This window comes from Kluyvera sp. 142486 (genome assembly GCF_046569695.1).
GTDB lineage: Bacteria > Pseudomonadota > Gammaproteobacteria > Enterobacterales > Enterobacteriaceae > Kluyvera.
This window is the reverse complement of the sequence record NZ_JBKHUI010000007.1, coordinates 24,740-39,519: the sequence shown is the minus strand read 5'-3', so window position 1 is coordinate 39,519 and position 14,780 is coordinate 24,740. Positions and strand designations below refer to the sequence as shown.

At 56.3% G+C, this 14,780-nt stretch carries 14 protein-coding genes; 6 read left to right on the top strand and 8 right to left on the bottom strand.

All coding sequences use genetic code 11. From position 1 onward, the window contains the following. Positions 1–69 precede the first annotated feature (69 nt). Positions 70–3,183 carry a multidrug efflux RND transporter permease AcrD gene (acrD, locus tag ACLGE8_RS09605; RefSeq protein WP_410998158.1) on the top strand — a complete coding sequence of 1,038 codons (3,114 nt, stop codon included), beginning with the start codon at positions 70–72 and terminating at the stop codon, positions 3,181–3,183. 140 nt (positions 3,184–3,323) lie between these two features. On the opposite strand, the gene ypfM is transcribed toward acrD, so the two are convergent. Then, positions 3,324–3,383, bottom strand: a complete 60-nt coding sequence (gene ypfM, locus ACLGE8_RS09600; RefSeq protein WP_001386977.1) for a protein YpfM — start codon at positions 3,381–3,383, stop codon at positions 3,324–3,326. 357 nt (positions 3,384–3,740) lie between these two features. Here ypfM and ACLGE8_RS09595 point away from each other — a divergent pair, with 357 nt between their 5' ends. Genes ACLGE8_RS09595 through ACLGE8_RS09585 form a run of 3 tightly spaced genes read left to right on the top strand, consistent with a single transcriptional unit; the run spans position 3,741 to position 5,508 of the window. Further along, positions 3,741–4,100, top strand: coding sequence for an ArsC family reductase (locus ACLGE8_RS09595; RefSeq protein WP_410998156.1), 360 nt, complete (start codon positions 3,741–3,743; stop codon positions 4,098–4,100). A gap of 54 nt (positions 4,101–4,154) precedes the next feature. Then, entirely contained in the window at positions 4,155–5,282 is a 1,128-nt protein-coding gene (dapE, locus tag ACLGE8_RS09590) for a succinyl-diaminopimelate desuccinylase (RefSeq protein ID WP_410998154.1), read from the top strand. A 25-nt stretch (positions 5,283–5,307) separates the two neighbouring features. Continuing rightward, positions 5,308–5,508, top strand: coding sequence for a YpfN family protein (locus tag ACLGE8_RS09585; protein ID WP_410998152.1), 201 nt, complete (start codon positions 5,308–5,310; stop codon positions 5,506–5,508). Positions 5,509–5,636: 128 nt separating this feature from the next. Here the strand turns inward: ACLGE8_RS09585 and ypfH are convergent, their stop codons facing one another. The 6 genes from ypfH to dapA form a co-directional block, all read right to left on the bottom strand. Then, entirely contained in the window at positions 5,637–6,335 is a 699-nt protein-coding gene (gene ypfH, locus ACLGE8_RS09580) for an esterase (protein ID WP_410998150.1), read from the bottom strand. Between the two features lie 76 nt (positions 6,336–6,411). Then, a complete protein-coding gene (locus ACLGE8_RS09575; protein ID WP_410998148.1) occupies positions 6,412–8,412 on the bottom strand; it encodes a tRNA(Met) cytidine acetyltransferase TmcA in 2,001 nt (666 codons plus the stop codon). Between the two features lie 16 nt (positions 8,413–8,428). Further along, positions 8,429–9,301, bottom strand: a complete 873-nt coding sequence (locus tag ACLGE8_RS09570) for a neutral zinc metallopeptidase (RefSeq protein ID WP_410998146.1) — start codon at positions 9,299–9,301, stop codon at positions 8,429–8,431. Positions 9,302–9,511: 210 nt separating this feature from the next. Continuing rightward, positions 9,512–10,225, bottom strand: coding sequence for a phosphoribosylaminoimidazolesuccinocarboxamide synthase (gene purC / locus ACLGE8_RS09565; RefSeq protein WP_035891480.1), 714 nt, complete (start codon positions 10,223–10,225; stop codon positions 9,512–9,514). A 109-nt stretch (positions 10,226–10,334) separates the two neighbouring features. Further along, positions 10,335–11,369: an outer membrane protein assembly factor BamC gene (gene bamC, locus ACLGE8_RS09560; protein ID WP_410998144.1), complete on the bottom strand. Its 1,035-nt coding sequence runs from the start codon at positions 11,367–11,369 to the stop codon at positions 10,335–10,337. A 16-nt stretch (positions 11,370–11,385) separates the two neighbouring features. Next, the gene (dapA, locus tag ACLGE8_RS09555) at positions 11,386–12,264 is read right to left on the bottom strand and encodes a 4-hydroxy-tetrahydrodipicolinate synthase (protein WP_185668933.1); all 879 of its coding nucleotides are present in this window, start codon (positions 12,262–12,264) and stop codon (positions 11,386–11,388) included. A 154-nt stretch (positions 12,265–12,418) separates the two neighbouring features. Between dapA and ACLGE8_RS09550 the strand changes: the two genes are divergently transcribed. Further along, a complete protein-coding gene (locus ACLGE8_RS09550) occupies positions 12,419–12,991 on the top strand; it encodes a glycine cleavage system transcriptional repressor (RefSeq protein ID WP_410998142.1) in 573 nt (190 codons plus the stop codon). Then, positions 12,991–13,461: a thioredoxin-dependent thiol peroxidase gene (gene bcp / locus ACLGE8_RS09545; RefSeq protein WP_333496785.1), complete on the top strand. Its 471-nt coding sequence runs from the start codon at positions 12,991–12,993 to the stop codon at positions 13,459–13,461. The genes ACLGE8_RS09550 and bcp overlap by 1 nt, the downstream gene beginning before the upstream one ends. 80 nt (positions 13,462–13,541) lie before the next feature. Here bcp and ACLGE8_RS09540 read toward each other — a convergent pair whose 3' ends face one another. Next, positions 13,542–14,615, bottom strand: a complete 1,074-nt coding sequence (locus ACLGE8_RS09540) for an AI-2E family transporter (RefSeq protein WP_410998140.1) — start codon at positions 14,613–14,615, stop codon at positions 13,542–13,544. Between the last annotated feature and the right edge of the window lie 165 nt (positions 14,616–14,780).

Sequence of the window (14,780 nt, the reverse complement as noted above, 5' to 3'; positions counted from 1 at the left end):
GCCTTACCGCTACAGTGTTTGACGCAATTCAGTACGTAAAAAAATGAACAACACGAGGTTCGGATCCTGATGGCGAATTTCTTTATTGATCGCCCCATTTTTGCCTGGGTGCTGGCAATCCTTTTGTGCCTCACAGGGGCCCTGGCGATATTTTCTTTACCCGTTGAGCAATACCCTGACCTCGCGCCACCGAACGTGCGCGTGACGGCGAACTATCCTGGTGCCTCCGCGCAAACGCTGGAGAACACCGTCACGCAGGTTATCGAGCAGAATATGACCGGTATCGATAACCTGATGTACATGTCTTCCCAAAGTAGCGCCACCGGGCAGGCGACGATCACCTTAAGCTTCGTCGCCGGGACTGACCCTGACGAAGCGGTGCAGCAGGTGCAAAACCAGCTACAAACCGCCATGAACAAACTGCCGCAGGCGGTACAAACTCAGGGCGTCACGGTGCGTAAAACCGGTGATACCAACATTCTGACCATCGCCTTCGTCTCCACCGATGGCAGCATGGATAAGCAGGATATTTCCGACTACGTCGCCAGTAACATTCAGGACCCTATTAGCCGCGTGGACGGCGTAGGCGATATCGATGCCTATGGCTCGCAGTATTCGATGCGCATCTGGCTGGACCCAGCCAAGCTTAACAGCTACCAGATGACCACGGCCGACGTGACAAATGCGATTAAATCCCAGAACGCCCAGATTGCGGTCGGCCAACTTGGCGGCACGCCGTCAATCGACAAACAGGCGCTGAACGCCACGATTAACGCCCAATCGCTGCTGCAAACGCCGCAGCAGTTCCGCGACATCACGCTGCGCGTTAACCAGGATGGTTCAGAAGTGACCCTGGGCGATGTGGCGACCGTCGAAATGGGGGCTGAAAAGTACGACTACCTCAGCCGCTACAACCGTAATCCGGCCTCTGGCTTAGGGATTAAACTCGCCTCTGGCGCCAACGAAATGGCCACCGCCGAGCGCGTGATCCAACGCCTGGATGAACTCAAGCAGTACTTCCCGCACGGTCTGGAATATAAAGTGGCCTACGAGACCACTTCATTTGTCAAAGCCTCGATTAAGGACGTGGTAAAAACGCTGCTGGAAGCCATTTTGCTGGTGTTCCTGGTGATGTACCTGTTCCTGCAGAACTTCCGCGCCACCCTGATTCCGACCATTGCCGTTCCCGTGGTTTTGATGGGCACCTTCGCCATCCTTTACGCCTGCGGATACAGTATCAACACCCTGACGATGTTCGCGATGGTGCTCGCCATCGGCCTATTGGTGGATGACGCCATCGTAGTGGTTGAGAACGTTGAGCGAATAATGAGTACCGAAGGGCTCACGCCACGGCAGGCGACGCGTAAATCGATGGGGCAAATTCAGGGGGCGTTGGTCGGCATCGCCATGGTGCTGTCGGCGGTCTTTATCCCAATGGCCTTCTTCGGCGGCACTACCGGGGCTATCTATCGTCAGTTTTCCATTACCATTGTGTCGGCGATGGTGCTGTCGGTGCTGGTGGCGATGATCCTCACTCCGGCGCTGTGCGCCACCCTTCTCAAGCCGATTCATAAAGGCGAAGTACACGGCACCAAAGGCTTCTTCGGCTGGTTTAACCGCCATTTCGATGCCAGCGCACGCCGCTACGAATCCGGCGTCGCCAGAATTCTCCATCGCAGTATCCGCTGGATGCTGATTTACGTGCTGCTGCTGGGCGGCATGGTGTTCCTGTTCCTGCGCCTGCCCTCCTCCTTCCTGCCGCTGGAGGACCGCGGCATGTTCACGACCTCCGTACAGCTGCCGAGCGGTTCAACCCAGCAGCAGACGCTGAAGGTGGTGGAGCAGGTTGAAGACTATTTCTTCAAGAATGAGAAGGACAACGTCACGTCAATATTTGCCACCATTGGCTCCGGCCCTGGCGGTAACGGCCAGAACGTGGCGCGCATGTTCGTGCGCCTGAAAGACTGGGACGAGCGTGACAGTAAAACCGGCACCTCATTCGCGATTATCGAGCGTGCGACCAAAGCGCTGAACAAAATTAAAGAGGCCCGCGTTTACGCCAGCAGCCCACCGGCCATCAGCGGCCTGGGCAGCTCTGCCGGTTTCGATATGGAGCTGCAGGATCACGCCGGTGCCGGGCACGACGCGTTGATGGCCGCCCGCGATAAGCTGCTGGAGCTGGCGGGTAACGATCCGCAGCTGACGCGCGTGCGTCACAACGGCCTGGACGATAGCCCCCAGCTGCAGGTTGATATCGACCAGCGAAAAGCGCAGGCGCTGGGTGTTTCTATCGATGATATCAACGACACGCTGCAAACCGCGTGGGGTTCAAGCTATGTGAACGACTTTATGGATCGCGGACGCGTGAAGAAAGTCTACGTTCAGGCGGCGGCAAAGTACCGCATGCTGCCGGAAGATATGAACCTGTGGTACGTGCGCAATAATGCCGGGCAGATGGTGCCGTTCTCCGCCTTCGCCACTTCACGCTGGGAGACCGGTTCACCGCGTCTGGAGCGCTATAACGGCTACTCGGCGGTTGAAATTATTGGTGAAGCCGCACCGGGCGTCAGTACCGGCACCGCCATGGACGTGATGCAAAACCTGGTGCAGCAACTGCCAACCGGATTTGGCCTTGAGTGGACAGCGATGTCCTATCAGGAGCGACTGTCAGGGGCGCAAGCACCGGCGTTATATGCCATCTCACTGCTGGTGGTCTTCCTGTGCCTGGCGGCGCTGTACGAGAGTTGGTCTGTGCCGTTCTCGGTTATGCTGGTAGTACCGCTGGGGGTTATCGGCGCGCTGCTGGCAACCTGGATGCGCGGGCTGGAAAACGACGTTTACTTCCAGGTGGGGCTGCTGACGGTTATCGGCCTATCGGCCAAAAACGCCATTCTGATCGTCGAGTTTGCCAACGATCTGAACCAGAAAGGGGAAGATCTGCTGACGGCTACGCTTGAAGCCTGTCGTCAGCGTCTGCGCCCTATCCTGATGACCTCGCTGGCGTTTATCTTCGGCGTACTGCCGATGGCGCTGACTACCGGCGCGGGTTCTGGCGGGCAGCATGCGGTGGGTACCGGTGTGGTTGGGGGGATGGTTTCCGCAACGATTCTGGCTATCTTCTTTGTGCCGCTGTTCTTTGTGCTGGTGCGCCGCCGCTTCCCGCTGAAAGAGAAGCCCGAATAACGGGTAAGCCCTGGAAACAGAAAAGGCGACATGATGAATGTCGCCTTTTGACCTTTATGTGATGCAACTACTCTGTACTGCAAACAACACCATCATGGTTATTGAAAGAACACAGCGCCTTTAAATCACATTGCTGAAAATTATTTACGAAGCATCACTTCAATAAAATCTTTCCAGTTCCCCAGTTCACGTTCGATCATAACTACCTCTCTTATTATTATGCGTATTTTACGTACAAATGTATGACCTGTGAATACGGTTAATCCGATTACTTTGATTGCCGCTGCCAACCTTTGTTTACTGCTTGAGGTCACTATGGGCCGGAATTTTGACATTTAATGTGACCAACAGCAACATTCTGAAATAGTTATCGGAATGTGAATCATATGATACATATTTAACCTATGACAACGCAAACCCGCTACGTCAAAGCGCGTAGACAGCATGATAAACTGTACACTTTTCAGCCACTTTAGCCGGGTGAAATTAAAACAGGCAGCCGCTGGAATTACGTGTATATTCGAGTCCCCTAAAACCTGCAGATATAAAGGTGCAATATGACCATCCTCTACGGAATAAAGAATTGCGACACCATCAAGAAAGCCCGTCGCTGGCTGGATGAGCATCAGGTTGAATATCGCTTTCACGACTATCGCGTTGATGGCCTGACGCCAGAACTGCTGGCAACCTTTATTGGCGAGCTGGGCTGGGAAGCGCTGTTGAATACCCGTGGCACCACCTGGCGTAAGCTGGATGAACAGGTGCGCGCTGGAATCAACAACGCCGATGCCGCTGCGGCGCTGATGCTGGAAATGCCGGCAATCATCAAACGCCCATTGCTCTGCGCGCCCGCACAGCCTATGCTGCTGGGTTTCAGTGATGCCAGTTATAGCCAATGGGTCGCCCTGACGCGCTAACGCCGTTGGCCCTGTTTTACAGTTTCAGATAACGAAAATAACGAGGTCTAGTTTATGTCTTGCCCAGTCATTGAGCTGGCTCAGCAGCTTATTCGCCGCCCTTCTCTTAGCCCGGACGATGCGGGCTGTCAGGCGTTAATGATTGAACGTCTACGCGCAGCAGGTTTTACCATTGAGCCGATGGATTTTGGCGATACCCAGAACTTCTGGGCCTGGCGCGGTAAAGGAGAAACCCTGGCATTTGCAGGCCACACCGACGTGGTACCTGCAGGCGATGCTGACCGCTGGATTAACCCACCGTTTGAACCCACGATTCGCGACGGCATGTTGTTTGGCCGCGGCGCAGCCGATATGAAAGGCTCGCTGGCGGCGATGGTCGTGGCGGCAGAGCGCTTCGTCGCTCAGCACCCGAACCACAAAGGCCGCCTGGCGTTCCTGATCACCTCCGATGAAGAAGCGAGCGCCACGCACGGTACGGTGAAAGTGGTGGAAGCGCTGATGGCCCGTAACGAGCGTCTGGACTACTGCCTGGTGGGCGAACCCTCCAGCACCGAAGTGGTGGGCGACGTGGTGAAAAACGGCCGTCGTGGCTCAATGACCTGCAACCTGACCATTCATGGCGTACAGGGGCATGTGGCCTATCCGCACCTTGCCGATAACCCAGTCCACCGCGCCGCGCCGTGGATGAACGAACTGGTGTCGATTGAGTGGGATCAGGGCAACGAATTCTTCCCGCCGACCAGCATGCAGATTGCTAACATTCAGGCTGGCACCGGCAGCAACAACGTGATCCCAGGCGATCTGTTCGTGCAGTTCAACTTCCGCTTTAGCACTGAACTGACGGACGAGATGATCAAGGCGCGCGTTATCGCTCTGCTGGAGAAATACCAACTGCGCTATAGCGTTGACTGGTGGATTTCCGGCCAGCCGTTCCTGACCGCACGCGGTAAACTGGTCGACGCGGTGGTGAACGCTATCGCGCACTATAATGAAATAGAACCGCAGTTGCTGACCACCGGCGGCACGTCAGATGGTCGCTTTATCGCCCAGATGGGCGCGCAGGTTGTTGAACTGGGTCCGGTGAATGCCACCATTCATAAAATTAATGAGTGTGTGAACGCGGCAGACCTGCAGATGCTAGCGCGGATGTATCAACGCATTATGGAACAACTTGTCGCCTGATGGCACAACATAAGGGGTAATGCACATGGACTGGCTGTCAAAATACTGGTGGATTCTGGTGCTGGTGTTTCTGGTGGGGGTGATCATCAACGTGATCAAAGATCTTAATCGCGTCGATCACAAAAAATTCCTTGCCAATAAACCGGACCTTCCGCCGCACCGCGACTTTAACGACAAGTGGGACGATGACGACGACTGGCCTAATAAAGACCAGCCTAAGAAATAAGTCGTTGCACCCGCCGGGCACTCTCATGTAGGCCTGATAAGCGCAGCGCCATCAGGCATAGCCGCCACGATTGCCGGATGGCGGCTTTGCCTTATCCGGCCTACAGGTTCCCAGCGAACCGCTAATCCTTACATCATCTCAATAAGGTCATCATTTTTCGGCGTACTGCCGCTCAACGCTTCATCGAAATAGTGCTTCGGCACGGTATAACGCAGATGATCCAGCGCAAACTGCATGCTGCGATCGTCTATCGCGTGGCCTAAATCCTCAACGATATCCAGCGTCACGTCGCCGCCTGCGGCCTGTAGTGCTTCCTGCCCTTTCACTGCCCAGGCAAGATCGATTACCCGGTCTTCCCCGCCGTGAATCAGGTGGATGGTCGTAGCGGTATCCGCTTTTTCCGGCATCGTCGCGTAACGACCGTTAAAGGCAATCACCCGTGATGCCAGCCCCGGCTGCGCTTTAATCCCCTCAAGCGACATAATTGCCCCCTGAGAGAAGCCAATTAATGCCGTCGCCTGTGGGCTCACGCCGCTCTGTTTCTGCCAGTAGCGCACGGTTTCAATAAAGGTCGGCATAATGGCATCGATGCGCGCCTGACGGTTTTCTTCCGTCACGCCCACCACCGAGAACCACTGGCGGCCCGGTGCCGGACCACAAGGTTCTGCACCGCCTACGCTCACAATGAGCGCATCCGGAAACAGCGGCGCAAACCAGCTGCCGATCTGGCCCATTGCCACCGGATTATCGCCCACGCCATGAAACAACAGCAGCAGCTGTTGAGCGGGCTTCGCGGGGCTTTGAACAACAAAATGATCGTGTGTCATGGCTGTCTCCTTGGTTTTGACGGTCAGTTTACGCCGCGCCAAAATAATGACCATGCCATTTAACTGAATGAGTCAGTTAAAAAAATTGCAGTTGTTGAATCTGTTTCATGAGCTGATTTGTCCGAATCTTGTCGAGGCTCAGCATCGCCTGCGCCGTTTCTTCACGCAGCCTGACTAGCAGCGCTTTCCGCCCGTGCAGACCCAGGCGAGTGCAGAGCGCCTGCTCATTCTCGCCGGATAAACGTCCGCGCAGCGCAGGAAGCGACAGTTCGCTGCTGTTGCACAGCATATGCAGGCTACCCAACGCCGCCAGCATCGGGCGATGAGCAAAAGCAAACCCGGCGAGATCCCACCAGTCATCTTCAGTAAGGATAGCCTCTGGCACATCGGCTAGCGGCACTTTTTCATCGACCCACTGTGAGAGCCAGCGCCACTCGCGACACAGTCGATGATGTTCGTGCTGCATCAGCGCTTCTCCCGCTACTGTTAACGGACGCAGCGCCATCGCCGCATAGCAGCCGCTGCTCGCCTCCCGCTGGGTGCCAATGCGCACCAGCGTAAAGCCACAGCGCTGCCAGAAGCGCCACAGCTCCTCGGTGTAGCCAAAACTCACCGACAGGTAATCACATTGCGGCGCCGTTACCCACGCCTGTGCAATCAGCCGCTGGCCGATACCCTCACGCTGACGCTGCGGATGAACCGCAATTCGGCTAATGCGCCGCCCGATAAGCGTTGCTGCCAGCGGACTGCCGCCGTGCGCCGCCATCGACTGCGCCACCAGATTCCCGCGAGGGCGACGGTAGCCCGCCCAAACTGCACGACTCAGCTCGGGCGACAGTCCCCCTTCATCCACCAGCCATAGCGCACCGGCTGGCCCTTGCGGCGTTTGCGCGCTGATAAAATGCTGCCCCGGTGCATCCATCATCCGCCGGAGATCGAGCGGTGAGGTGCGGTAATGGGCGCCAGAAAGAAGCTGGTACAGCGAGGTGGGCTGTTCAGGGCGGGACTGCCAGGCAGATTGCAAAACGGGAAGCAGCGCCACTTCGCCGGTTGGCGACGTTGTGAATGCCTCATCGTGGAAAATCAGCGCATCGTTAACCAGCGCTTCCAGCGGGCATCCTGCCGCCCAGCGAATAGGCTGGTTGAGAGTGAAAACGTGCCGTTCGGGAAACGCGGCGCAAAGCTTGAGTAAAAAACCGCGCCCGGTGCCCTCATAGCCTTGCACGGTGGTGGTCAGCAGCGTGCGCGGAAAGCGAGCGATAAGCTTCTGAAGCAGTGGCGCAGGGATAGCGGCGGCTTCATCCACCACCAGCCAGTCGGCGCGTTCATCCGAGGCCAGCAAGGCATCGGGGGCCATAAAGCGAAAACGTTCACCCGCAAAGGCAGCAATGACCTCCGCAGAAGCACGGGAAGGCGCGGTGACAACAGCCTCGCCGTGCAGTCGCTGGATATGCATCCCCGCCAGCGCTGACTTTCCTCGCCCGCGTTCTGCCGTAACCACCGATACCGGCGCGGTCGTCTCCTCCAGCGCCGCCAGAATCGCCTGCTGCTCACGCGCGGGCTCTCCGCTGGCGCGATGCCAGCCAGGTCGTTCGGGTAACGTGAGAGGTGGCAGAGGCGCGCCCTGCCGCCAGAGCAGCGTTTCGGGATGTCGGGAGAGCGTCCGGCAGAAATGGTCAACAAAGTTCGGCGTGGCGACGGGTTCCGGCGTATCGCTCCAGCGCAGTGAATCCGCATCGGCCTGATAGGGCCACTGCGCCCATTCTGGCACCAGCAGTATCAACCAACTTCCGGCCAGGAGCGTACCCGCCAACGCGGCAAAGGCGGAGACATCAAAGCTATCGCGGGCGTCGAAGATAGCGTGCTGGAACTCGCGCCCCAGCAGCGTCACCAGCTTAGAGGACGGACAGAACGGCGCGGTGGCCGGCTTCAGGCCGACCCAGAGCACCTCTTCTCCCGCCGCTGCGCGAAACGCCGTGGCCTGCTGTTCGCTCCACGTGCGTTCACCGCTTATCACCAGCAGGCGGCGAATGCCTTCCTGCGCCATGCGCTCAGCGTGCGCCAGCAGTTCATCCATGACTCTGGGCCCGCCGTCAGAGTGATTTGCTGAAAGTGTTGCACTGCGCCGGATCGCCGCTATCAAAGCCGCGTTTCAGCCAGGTATAGCGCTGCTGTGAGGTACCATGCGTAAAGCTATCTGGCACCACGCGCCCTTGCCCCTTCTGCTGCAGACGGTCGTCGCCAATGGCTTCGGCTGCATTCAGCGCCTCTTCCAGGTCACCGGCTTCCAGAATGCCTTGTTTTTGCATGTTATGACCCCAGACGCCCGCAAAGCAGTCCGCCTGAAGCTCCATTCGCACGGAGAGGCGGTTCACCTCTGCCTGCGACGCGCCCTGCTGCATCTGGCGCACTTTCGGTTCGATACCCAGCAGTTTTTGTACGTGGTGGCCGACTTCATGCGCAATCACATAGCCCTGAGCGAAGTCGCCGCCCGCGCCAAGCTTGTTTTTCATGTCGTCGTAGAATGAGAGGTCGATATAGACCGTGCTGTCGGTCGGGCAGTAGAACGGCCCCATTACCGATTGCCCGGTACCGCAACCGGTACGGGTCGCACCGCGGTACATCACCAGACGCGGCGGCTGATAGGTTTTGCCCATCGCCTTAAACTCCTGCGCCCAGGTGTCTTCGGTGGTCGCAAGGATCACCGAGGTGAACTTTGCGGCTTCGTCATCTTTCGGGCCACTCACCCGCTGGGAAGTTTGCTGCTGGCCGATGGGCTCACCGGTCATCAGGCCGGTCAGATCCACGCCGTAGTAGCCTGCCACCAGCACGATAATCAGCAGGACAATGCCGCCCTTACCGCTTGGGATGCGAAAACCAGGGCCGCGCCCGCCCATCATCGGGGATTCAGAATTATTCCGCCGGTCTTCTACATTGTCGCTTTCGCGACGACCTTGCCAACGCATAACTACCTCAGTCTTATTCTCAGGAATACTGATACGATCGTAGGCGGTTACAGGAGGGATTACCACTGGAAATGTTGTGCGGGGTTCCCGCGATGAGGATGTTGGCCTGATAAGCGCAGCGCCATCAGGCAAGCAACGTGCACATTGCCGGATGGCGGCGTAAACGCCTTATCCGGCCTACGCGCAGGGCGAGGCCGGGGACATTATGACTTAGTCAAGCTTAACGCCCAAACGATGCGCCACTTCTTCGTATGCTTCAATCAGGCCACCCAGGCTCTGACGGAAACGGTCTTTGTCCATTTTGTCCATGGTCTTTTTATCCCACAGGCGGCTGCCGTCCGGGGAGAACTCGTCGCCCAGCACCACTTCGCCTTTAAACAGACCGAACTCCAGCTTGAAGTCGACCAGGATCAGGCCCGCATCGTCGAACAGCTTTTTCAGCACGTCGTTCGCTTTGAAGGTCAGTTCCTGCATACGCGCGAGGTTCTCTTTGCTCACCCAGCCGAAGGTTTCGCAGTAGGATTCGTTAACCATCGGGTCGTGCATCGCATCGTTTTTCAGGAACAGGTCAAACAACGGCGGGTTCAGCTCGATGCCTTCTTCAATCCCTAAGCGTTTCACCAGCGAACCTGCCGCACGGTTACGCACCACGCATTCCACCGGCACCATATCCAGCTTTTTCACCAGACATTCGGTATCGGACAACAGCGCTTCCATCTGGGTTGGAATACCTGCTTCCGCCAGTTTGCTCATAATGAAATGGTTGAACTTGTTGTTCACCATGCCTTTACGATCGAACTGCTCAATGCGGGCACCATCCCCTGCTGACGTATCGTTACGGAATTCGAGTACCAACAGATCCGGGTTTTCGGTGCTGTATACGGTTTTCGCTTTACCACGATACAACTCAGCTAGCTTTTGCATCTTTGTCACTCCAGTGATGATTACGATAAATATTTGTGCATTTTCCGGCGACGCACACGATTGCGTCACTATACAGAAAAAAGGGCCGGATTGCTCCAGCCCTGTTTAATTACTTGCTAAATGCGGCCTGGAATGCGGCTACCAGGGCGTCATTCTGCGACTGCGTCAGCGTATGACCTTTCGGATCGATGAACTGCAGGCTACTACGGTTGTCCAGGTCACCGACCTGAAGTTTGTAGTCACCGGAGACCAGACCCGGATCGCTAGCGCCCAGATCTTTCCAGCCGCTGTCAGACAGCGGCTTGTAGGTCACCGCGATGCTGCCCTGAGAACGGGTGCTATCGGTCACTTTCATGCCCACTTTTTCCAGCGCGCCAGGCAGACGTTGCCATACCTGGTTAAACGGACCGCGTACCACCAGCATTGGCAGACCGGTATCGTCGGAGGCGCTCTGCACGTCGAAGGTTGCGCCAGCAGCACCTCTGGAACTGTTCGCGGCATCCGTCGCGTTCTTATCCAGGCCTGCGGAAATCACGTTCAGCATTTCAGCGCTATAGCGCTGCAGAGAAGCACGGTCAGCAACCGGCTTGCCAGCCTGTTCCAGGTTAACCAGCTTCACCATGACGGCCTGCTGGTAGCCCTGCGGCTGTACGGAGATCTGATAGCGACCACGGTACTGCTGGTCTTCATCAAGACGGTTCCACTCAACCCAGTCCGTCGTCAGCGTCTGGCTAGCATCATCACGTTTGGTGATGGTGTAGTTCTTCGCCTGAACGATGCTGACAACCTGCGGCCACAGAGAACCGCTACGGCCATTTTCAACCAGCAGCATGGCGGTATCACCCGTGAACTGGGTACGTGCACCAGAAACCAGCGCCAGCGGCTGAGCCGGCGGACGGATATCCAGCGCTTTACCGACGGCACCGCTGCCGTTAGCGACCGGAATGTTATAGTCGCCATTTTCAACCGGCAGAATCATGCCCGCAGGGGCGTGAAGTTCACTCAACGGAGTGGCTTGCAGGTAGGATTCATCACCACTGACCTGGCGCTTATAGCGCGAGTCGGAACTACAGGCCGCAAGCAGTAAAACCAGCGATACCCCCGCAACCTTCGCCAGGCGCGACTTCTGTACTGAGTAAGCCATCAAATCTCCCTAAACTTTACAGCAAACCGGCATGCTTTAATGCAGATGCCACCACATCACGACCGTGGTCGGTGATAGGGGTCATCGGCAGACGCATGGTGTCGGTCGCCACAAGTCCCAATTCCTTACATGCCCATTTCACTGGGATTGGATTGGGTTCGACAAATAATTTATTGTGCAGCGGCATCAAACGCTGGTTAATGATACGCGCCTGGTCAAACTGGCCATCAGCTGCCAGCCTGCACATTTCCGCCATATCACGCGCCGCAACGTTTGCCGTCACTGAAATAACGCCATGACCACCGAGCTGCATGAAGTCCAGACCGGTTGCATCATCACCGCTCAGCAGGATGAAGTCGTCTGAAACCAGCTCTTTGATCTGATGAACACGGCTTAAGTTCCCCGTGGCTTCCTTAATCGCGATAATATTTTTAATTTTCGCCAGGCGACCTACGGTTTCCGGCAGCATATCGCAACCGGTACGGGACGGCACATTATACAGAATTTGCGGCAGGTCAGTATGCTCAGCGATCGTTTTGAAGTGCTGGAACAGACCTTCCTGGGTTGGACGGTTGTAATACGGGGTGACGGTCAGGCAACCCACCACGCCGGTATTATTAAAACGTTGGGTCAGGCTAATCGCCTCTGCGGTTGCATTTGCCCCCGTTCCTGCGATCACCGGAATGCGGCCGTCGGCCAGCTCCAGCGTAGTCATCACGACATCGCCATGCTCTTCGTGGCTAAGCGTTGCCGATTCACCGGTCGTTCCTACCGAGACAATCGCCGAGGTTCCGCTGGCGACATGGTAATCAATCAGTTTTTTCAGGCTTGAACGGTCGACATTACCTTTTTCATCCATCGGCGTGACAAGCGCTACAATACTTCCCGTAAACATGGGCCATCCTCTGTGCTGACGTGCGGACATGAATCTCAATGGTACGTTTGGTCTTGTAATAAAAGCAAGAGACTGAGGGCCCTCAGAATGTTGTATGCCGGTTTTTTTTATGCTTTCCTAAGGAATACCGCACCTTTTTAAAGGAAGAACAGGTTTGACAGCCTCATTACAACATTATCTGGTCATTACAGCCCTGGGCGCGGATCGCCCTGGCATCGTCAATACGATTACCCGTCACGTGAGCAGCTGCGGCTGTAATATCGAAGACAGTCGCTTGGCCATGCTGGGGGATGAGTTCACTTTTATTATGCTGCTTTCCGGTTCATGGAATGCGATTACGCTGATTGAATCCACTTTGCCACTCAAAGGGGCGGAGCTGGATCTGCTGATCGTGATGAAGCGCACCACCGCGCGTCCACGTCCGGCGATGCCTGCAACCGTCTGGGTGCAGGTCGAGGTTCCTGATTCGCCGCATATTATTGAGCGCTTTACCGCGCTGTTTGATAGCTGGGAAATGAACATTGCCGAACTGGTGTCGCGCACGCAGCCGGGCGATAACGAAAGCGTTGCGCAGCTGTTTATTCAGATAACCGCCCACAGCCCCGCTACGAAAAATGCATCAAATATTGAGCAAGCGTTCAAAGCCCTATGTACAGAACTGAACGCACAAGGCAGTATAAACGTGATCAATTATTCACAGCATGATGAACAGGATGGAGCTGAGTAATGAACCCACTGAAAGCCGGTGATATCGCACCGAAATTTAGTTTGCCCGATCAAGACGGCGAGCAGGTAAATTTAACCGACTTCCAGGGACAACGTGTTCTGGTCTATTTCTACCCGAAAGCAATGACCCCTGGCTGCACCGTGCAGGCCTGCGGCCTTCGCGACAATATGGATGAGCTGAAAAAGGTTGGCGTTGAAGTGCTGGGCATCAGCACCGATAAGCCAGAGAAGCTCTCCCGCTTTGCGGAAAAAGAGCTGCTGAACTTCACGCTGCTCTCCGATGAAGATCACCAGGTTTGCGATCAGTTTGGCATCTGGGGTGAGAAAACCTTTATGGGCAAAACCTATGACGGCATTCACCGCACCAGCTTCCTGATTGACGCCGACGGTAAAGTCGAGCACGTCTTCGACGACTTCAAAACCACCAACCACCACGACATCGTGCTGGGCTGGCTGCAGGCAAACGCCTAACCCAATAACGTAGCCCGGCCGAGCGCAGCGACGCCGGGGTTCCCCCGGGGTCGGCGCAACCGCCTCGCCCGGGCCACACGTTAGTTTGATATGTCCTCTTCCGCCACCAGCCCATCCGGCCAGGCATGCACTACGGCTTTAATCAGCGTCGCCAGCGGAATGGCAAAGAACACGCCCCAGAAGCCCCACAGCCCACCGAAAATCACCACCGACAGAATAATCACCAGCGGGTGAAGGTTCACGGCTTCAGAGAACAGCACCGGCACCAGCAGGTTACCGTCCAGCCCCTGAATAATCAGATACACCGCAAACAGGCTCCAGAACTCGGTGCCGAGGCCAAACTGGAACAGCGCCACGCAGACCACCGGAATAGTGACCACGAACGCACCGATGTAAGGAATAAGAACCGATAGCCCCACCAGCACCGCCAGCAGCAGCGAATAGTTAAGGCCAAACATCAGGAAGCCGAGCCAGGTGGCGACCCCAACGACGATCATCTCCAGCACCTTACCGCGAATATAGTTGGTAATTTGCTGGTTCATCTCTTTCCACACCTGCCCCGCCAGACCGCGGTTGCGCGGCAGCACGCGGCGCACGGCGTTCAGCATCTGCTCTTTATCCTTCACCAGGAAAAAGACCATCAGCGGCACCAGCACCAGATAGACTGCCAGCGTCAGCAGCCCCACCAGCGAGGCCACCGAATACTTCACCACCGAGTCACCGAGCGTCAGCATCCGGGTGCGCATATTTTCGGCCATCGCATCGATGATCCCGGCATCCATCAGCGCAGGATAGCGACGCGGCAGCGTAGCGGCATAATCAGAAAGCTTGTTCAACATGCCCGGCATGTCGTGAATAAGGTTGATCCCCTGCTGCCAGGCAATGGGCATTACCACGAAGGACATCAGCAGCAGAATGCCGATAAACAGCACCATCACCGCGGTAGTGGCCCAGGTACGCGACCAGCCCAGCCGCTCCAGGCGGACGGTCGGCCACTCCAGCAGATAGGCCAGCACCAGCGCAACCAACAGCGGCGCCAACAGGCCACTAAAGAAGAACAGAATGCAAAAACCTGCCACCAGAATGACCAGCAGCGCGATCGCCTCCGGGTCACTAAATCGGCGGCGGTACCACTGCATCAACATCTCGAGCATAAATCGATTCCCTGAACGCTTTGCTTTCACACGGAGATGAATTGTATCGAAGTGTCACAAAAAAGACTCCGCTTTTTATATTTATCCCAACAATCTCGCGATTATCATTTTCATACCGTGAGCAGATAGATACACTCCCAGAGCAGCGTAAAATGGAACGTAACA

Coding starts and splice junctions, on each gene's coding strand:
- bcp (WP_333496785.1), top strand. CDS start 12,991: ATGAACCCACTGAAAGCCGGTGATATCGCACCGAAATTTAGTTTGCCC.
- ACLGE8_RS09575 (WP_410998148.1), bottom strand. CDS start 8,412: ATGGATGAACTGCTGGCGCACGCTGAGCGCATGGCGCAGGAAGGCATT.
- purC (WP_035891480.1), bottom strand. CDS start 10,225: ATGCAAAAGCTAGCTGAGTTGTATCGTGGTAAAGCGAAAACCGTATAC.
- ACLGE8_RS09585 (WP_410998152.1), top strand. CDS start 5,308: ATGGACTGGCTGTCAAAATACTGGTGGATTCTGGTGCTGGTGTTTCTG.
- ypfH (WP_410998150.1), bottom strand. CDS start 6,335: ATGACACACGATCATTTTGTTGTTCAAAGCCCCGCGAAGCCCGCTCAA.
- acrD (WP_410998158.1), top strand. CDS start 70: ATGGCGAATTTCTTTATTGATCGCCCCATTTTTGCCTGGGTGCTGGCA.
- ACLGE8_RS09570 (WP_410998146.1), bottom strand. CDS start 9,301: ATGCGTTGGCAAGGTCGTCGCGAAAGCGACAATGTAGAAGACCGGCGG.
- ACLGE8_RS09540 (WP_410998140.1), bottom strand. CDS start 14,615: ATGCTCGAGATGTTGATGCAGTGGTACCGCCGCCGATTTAGTGACCCG.
- dapA (WP_185668933.1), bottom strand. CDS start 12,264: ATGTTTACGGGAAGTATTGTAGCGCTTGTCACGCCGATGGATGAAAAA.
- bamC (WP_410998144.1), bottom strand. CDS start 11,369: ATGGCTTACTCAGTACAGAAGTCGCGCCTGGCGAAGGTTGCGGGGGTA.
- dapE (WP_410998154.1), top strand. CDS start 4,155: ATGTCTTGCCCAGTCATTGAGCTGGCTCAGCAGCTTATTCGCCGCCCT.
- ACLGE8_RS09595 (WP_410998156.1), top strand. CDS start 3,741: ATGACCATCCTCTACGGAATAAAGAATTGCGACACCATCAAGAAAGCC.